This is a genomic window from Kitasatospora sp. RG8 (assembly GCF_017813315.1).
GTDB lineage: Bacteria > Actinomycetota > Actinomycetes > Streptomycetales > Streptomycetaceae > Kitasatospora.
In genome coordinates this window covers 1-5,908 of the sequence record NZ_JAGIYX010000072.1, presented here as the reverse complement: position 1 = coordinate 5,908, position 5,908 = coordinate 1, and the positions used below count along the sequence as shown (strand labels likewise).

The window sequence follows — 5,908 nt, the reverse complement described above, 5'->3', positions numbered from 1 at the left end:
TTGCTGGTGGTTCGGGGGTGGTGTCGGGGGTTCGGCCGGGGGTTGTGGTGTTGGCGGGGGAGGCGTTGTCGGCGGATGTGGTGGTGGGGGTGCGGGAGGCGTTTGCGGGGGTGGAGGTGGTGAATTTGTATGGTCCGACGGAGGCGTCGGTGTATGCGTCGGGGTGGTTTGCGGGTGGGGGTGCGGTGGTGGGTGTGCCGCCGATCGGTGGTGCGGTGGCGGGGTCGCGGTTGTTCGTGCTGGATGAGTGGTTGCGGCCGGTTCCGCCTGGTGTGGCGGGTGAGTTGTACATCGCGGGTGGTGGGTTGGCGCGGGGGTATCTGGGGCGTGCGGGGTTGACGGCGGAGCGGTTCGTGGCGTGTCCGTTCTCGGGTGGTGGTGGGCGGTTGTACCGGACGGGTGATCTGGTGCGGTGGGGTGGGGAGGGGTGGCTGGAGTATTTGGGGCGGGTGGATGAGCAGGTGAAGGTGCGGGGGTTCCGGGTGGAGCTCGGTGAGGTGCAGGCGGTGGTGGCGGGGCATGTGGGGGTTGCGCGGTCGGTGGTGGTGGCGCGTGAGGATGTGCCGGGGGATCGGCGGTTGGTGGCGTATGTGGTGCCGGTCGAGGGGGTGGTTGGGTCGGGTGCTGGTGAACTGGCTGGTTCGGTGCGGGAGTTCGTGGCGGGTCGGTTGCCGTCGTACATGGTGCCGTCGGCGGTGGTGGTGTTGGGGGTGTTGCCGTTGAATGCGAACGGGAAGGTGGATCGGGCGGCGTTGCCGGTTCCGGAGGTGGGGCCGGGGTCGGGCGGGGGTCGGGCGCCGGCGGACGGGCGGGAGGAGATCCTGTGTGCGGTGTTCGCCCGGGTGCTGGGTCTGGCGGAGGTCGGGGTCGGGGACGACTTCTTCGCCCTCGGCGGGCACTCCCTCCTGGCCACCCGCATCGTGAGCCGGGTGCGCACGGTCCTGGGGGCGGAGCTGCCGATCAGGGTGCTGTTCGAGCACCCGACGCCGGCCGCGCTCGCGGCCTGGCTGGCCCGTGCCGCGAGGTCCGGGGACACCGACGGCCACGGCGCGCCGGCGAGGCCGGCACTGACGCCGATGCCGCGTCCGGAGCGGTTGCCGCTGTCGTTCGCACAGCGCCGGCTCTGGTTCCTGGGGCAGCTGGCGGGCCCGAGCAGCACGTACAACCTGCCCAGTGCACTGCGGCTGACCGGCGAACTGGACCGTGAAGCGCTGACCGCCGCTCTGCGAGACGTGATCGGCCGCCACGAGGTGCTCCGCACCGTCTTCCCGGAGGCCGGCGGCGAGCCGTACCAGCGGATCCTCCCGGTGGAGGAGACCGGCTTCGAGCTGGTCTTCACGGACCTGACCGCCACGGACCTGACCGCCACGGACCTGACCGCCACGGGCGTAGCCGTCACGGACCACGGCGTGGCGGACGCGGACGGTGCCGCGGACGCGGACGGCGTCGCGCTGCCCGGCCGGGCGGCCGACCCGCAGGCGGTGGAGGAGGCGGTCGCCCGCGAGGCGGGTCGCTTCTTCGACCTCGGCACGGAGATCCCGCTGCGGGCGGGCCTGTTCCGGGTGGGCGAGGAGGAGCACGTCCTCGTCCTGACGGTTCATCACATCGCTGGTGACGGATGGTCCAACGCCCCGATGGCCCGGGACCTCTCGACGGCGTACGCGGCGCGGCGCGGGGGCGGGGCCCCCGACTGGGCGCCACTGCCGGTCCAGTACGCCGACTACGCCCTGTGGCAGCGCGATCTGCTCGGGGACGAGAGCGACCCGCGCAGCCCGCTCTCCCGCCAAGTGGCCCACTGGCGGCAGGCCTTGGCCGGTGCTCCGCAGGAGCTGGAGCTCCCGGCCGACCATCCGCGGCCGGCGGTGGCAGGTCACCGGGGCCACACGGCGGGGATCGACATCTCACCCGAACTGCACTCCAGGCTCGCCGAGTTGGCGCGCTCCGAGGGCGTCACCCTGTTCATGCTCCTGCAGGCCGGGCTCGCCGTCCTGCTGTCGCGCCTGGGGGCGGGCACCGACATCCCGATCGGCGCGGCGGTGGCCGGGCGTACCGACGAGGCGGTGGAGGACCTGGTCGGGTTCTTCGTCAACACCCTTGTGGTGCGCACCGACCTGTCCGGTGACCCGGGGTTCGCCGCGGTGCTGGGGCGGGTCCGGGAGGCCGGCCTGGCGGCGCTGGACCACCAGGACGTGCCGTTCGAGCGGCTGGTGGAGGAGCTGGCGCCGGCCCGTTCGCTGGCCCGCCACCCGTTGTTCCAGGTGATGCTCACCGTGCAGAACACCGCCCGGGCGGCGGTTGACCTGCCCGGGCTGCGGGCCGGTCGCTGGTCGGCAGGGCCCGTGGCGGCCAAGTTCGACCTGGACGTGACGGTCGGCGAGCTCGTCGACGAGAACGGCCGGCCCGGTGGGCTGCGCGGCACCCTGACGGCGGCCGCCGACCTGTTCGAGCACACGTCGGCCGAGCGGTTCGCCGAGCGCTGGGTACGGGTGCTGGAGTCGGTGGTGGCCGACCCGCAGGTGCGGCTGAGCGGGGTGGACGTCCTGGCCGGGGACGAGCGCGAGCGGCTGCTGGCCGAGTGGACCGGCGCCGACGCCCGGGCCGAGGTCACGCCCACGACGCTGCTCGGGCTCCTTACCGCCCAGGTGGCGCGCACGCCGCAGGCCGTCGCGGTCGTCTTCGGCGAAACCGAGCTGACGTATGCGGAGTTGGACGCACGGGCGGACCGGGTGGCGCTCCGCCTGGCCGACCGGGGCGTCGGGCCCGACGCGGTGGTCGCGGTGGTGCTGGAACGCGGCATCGACCTGGTGGCGGCGCTGCTCGGCGTCCTGAAGGCGGGCGGCGCCTACCTGCCGATCGACCCGCAGTCCCCGGCCGAGCGGATCGCCTTCACCCTGGCCGACGCCGGCGCGGCCGTCGTGGTGACGTCCTCGGCGTGCGTGCCGGCACTGCCGGCGCGCATCTCGGCGCCGCTCCTGGTCCTGGACGGCGCCGCAGCGGGGGACGACCCGGCCACCGCCACCGCGTCCGACCCGTTCGGCCCCTTCGACCCCGCTGACCCGGCGGACCGTGCGCCGGCCGCGGCCGGCCTCCCCGGCGCCCTGCGCCCGGACCACGCCGCGTACGTGATCTACACCTCCGGGTCCACGGGCACACCGAAGGGCGTCGTCGTCACGCACGAGGCCGCGGTGAACCTGCTGGCCGCCGGCGGCTGGCAGGTGGACGCCGACAGCCGGGTGCTGCAGTTCGCGTCGGTCGGATTCGACGCGGCGACCTGGGAGCTGCTGACGGCCCTCTCCTCGGGTGCACGCCTCGTTCTCGCCCCGGCCGCCGAGCTGCTGCCCGGCGGCGGGCTCGCCGAGGTGGTGGCCCGCCACGGCGTCACGCACCTGCTGCTGCCGCCGACCGTGCTCGGGGTCCTGGCGGACGAGGATCTCGCCCCGGTCACGACGGTGCTGTCCGGCGGCGAGGCCCTGGACGCGGACCTCGTGAACCGCTGGGCGCCGGGGCGGCGCCTGGTCAACGCCTACGGCCCGACCGAGGCGGCGGTCTGCGCGACCACGGCCGGCCCGCTGGCGCCGGGGGACGAGCCGACCATCGGGCGGCCCAACGCCAACACCCAGGCGTTCGTCCTCGACGAGTGGCTCAAGCCGGTCCCGGCCGGCGTCGCCGGCGAGCTGTACCTCGCGGGCGCCCAGCTGGCCCGCGGCTACCTGGGGCGGTCGGCGCTGACGGCCGAGCGCTTCGTCGCGCACCCCTACGGCCCCGCCGGCACGCGGCTCTACCGCACCGGCGACCGCGCCCGCTGGGACCGGGAGGGCCGCCTGGTGTTCACGGGACGCGGCGACGACCAGGTGAAGATCCGCGGGTTCCGGATCGAGCCGGGCGAGGTCCAGGCCGTCCTGGCCGGGCACCCGGCGCTCGCTCGGGCCGCGGTGCTGGTCCGCGAGGACGGCCCGGGAGACAAGCGCCTCGTCGCCTACGTGGTGCCCGCCGACGGAACCCACGCGGGCGGCGTCCACACGGGTCTGGCCCACGACGTGCGGGAGTTCGCGGGCCGGCACCTGCCCCAGTACATGGTGCCCTCGGCGGTGGTGGTCCTCGACGCGCTGCCGCTGACGGTCAACGGCAAGCTCGACCGCGGGGCCCTGCCCGCCCCCGAGTACCCGGCCGCGACCGGCCGGGGCCCGGCGGGCCTGCGCGAGGAGCTGATGACCGAGGTGTTCGCCGAGGTCCTGGGCCTGGAGAGCGTCGGCGCCGACGACGACTTCTTCGCGCTGGGCGGCCACTCGCTGCTGGCCACCCGCCTGGTGAGCCGGGTGCGCGCGGTGTTCGGCGTGGAGCCGGCACTGCGGGCGCTGTTCGAGGCGCCGACCGCGGCCGGCCTGGTCGCCAGGCTGGGCGGGGCCGGCCAGGCCCGGCCCGCGCCCACGGCGCTGGTCCGCCCCGAGCGCCTGCCGCTCTCCTTCGCCCAACGCCGGCTCTGGTTCCTCGACCAGCTGGAGGGCCCGGGCGCCACCTACAACATCCCGCTCGCGCTGCGGCTGTCGGGGCCCGTGGACGGCGTGGCCCTCAATGCCGCGCTGCGGGACGTGATCGGCCGCCACGAGGTGCTGCGCACGGTGTTCCCGCTTGCCGACGGCGAGCCGTACCAGCGGGTCCTGGACCCCGCCGAGCTGGAGTGGGAGCTCTCCACGGCGCAGGTCGGAGCGGAGGAGGTGGCCGCCCTGGCCGCCGAGGCCGCCGGCCACCCGTTCGACCTCTCGGCGCAACCCCCGATCCGGGCCTGGCTGTTCTCGACCGACGAGGACGAGCACACCCTGGTGTTGACGATCCATCACATCGCCGCCGACGCCTGGTCGATGGGACCGCTGGCGAATGATCTGGCCGTCGCCTACCGGGCGCGGCTGGCGCACCGGGCGCCCGACTGGGCCCCGCCGGCGGTGCAGTACGCGGACTACGCCCTGTGGCAGCGCGAGCTGCTCGGGTCGGAGGACGACCCGGAGAGTCTGCTGTCCGCCCAGGTCGCCCACTGGCGGCAGGCGCTGGCCGGCGCCCCCGAGGAGCTGCACCTGCCCGCCGACCGCGCCCGCCCCGCCGAGCCCTCGCACCGGGCCCACCAGGTGCCCCTGGAGCTCCCGGCCGAGCTGCACCGGCGCCTGCTGACCGTGGCCCGCCGCCAGGGCGTGACCCTGTTCATGCTGGTCCAGGCGGCCCTGGCGGTCACGCTCAACCGGGTCGGCGCCGGCGACGACATCCCGATCGGCGCGACGATCGCCGGCCGCACGGACGAGAGTCTGGACGACCTCGTCGGCTTCTTCGTCAACACCCTCGTCCTGCGGACCGACCTGTCCGGCGAGCCGACCCTGGAGCAGCTGCTGGGGAGGGTCCGGGAGACCGGACTGGCGGCCTTCGAGAACCAGGACGTCCCCTTCGAGCGGCTCGTGGAGGAGTTCGGGCAGGTCCGTTCCCTGGCCCGCCACCCGCTGTTCCAGGTCCTCCTGACGGTGCGGAACACCGCGGGTGCCACGGCGGACCTCGCGGGTGTCCGGGCCACCGGTCTGCCCACGGGAGTCGCCACGACCAAGACCGACCTGGACGTGAGCATCGGCGAGGAGTTCGACGAGCACGGCGCCCCGGCCGGACTGCGCGGGGCACTCAAGGCCGCGACCGACCTGTTCGAACCGGAGACGGCCGTCCGCCTGGCCGGGTGGCTGCTGCGGGTGCTGACCGCGTTCACCGGCGACCTCGACCTCCCCGTGAGCGGTGTCGACGTCCTGGACCCCGACGAGCTGGACCGGATGCTGACCTCGTGGAGCGGTACTCCGGCGGAGGTTTCCGGTATCACGGTCCACGGGTTGTTCGAGGCGCAGGTGGCGCGGACGCCGGAGGCGGTGGCGGTGGTCTGCGG

General features: G+C 74.7%; 1 protein-coding gene. It reads left to right on the top strand.

All coding sequences use genetic code 11. The annotated features are described in order from the left end of the window. Positions 1–5,908: non-ribosomal peptide synthetase (locus tag J5Y04_RS43395; RefSeq protein ID WP_209417640.1), on the top strand; the 5,908-nt coding region annotated here is incomplete at both ends.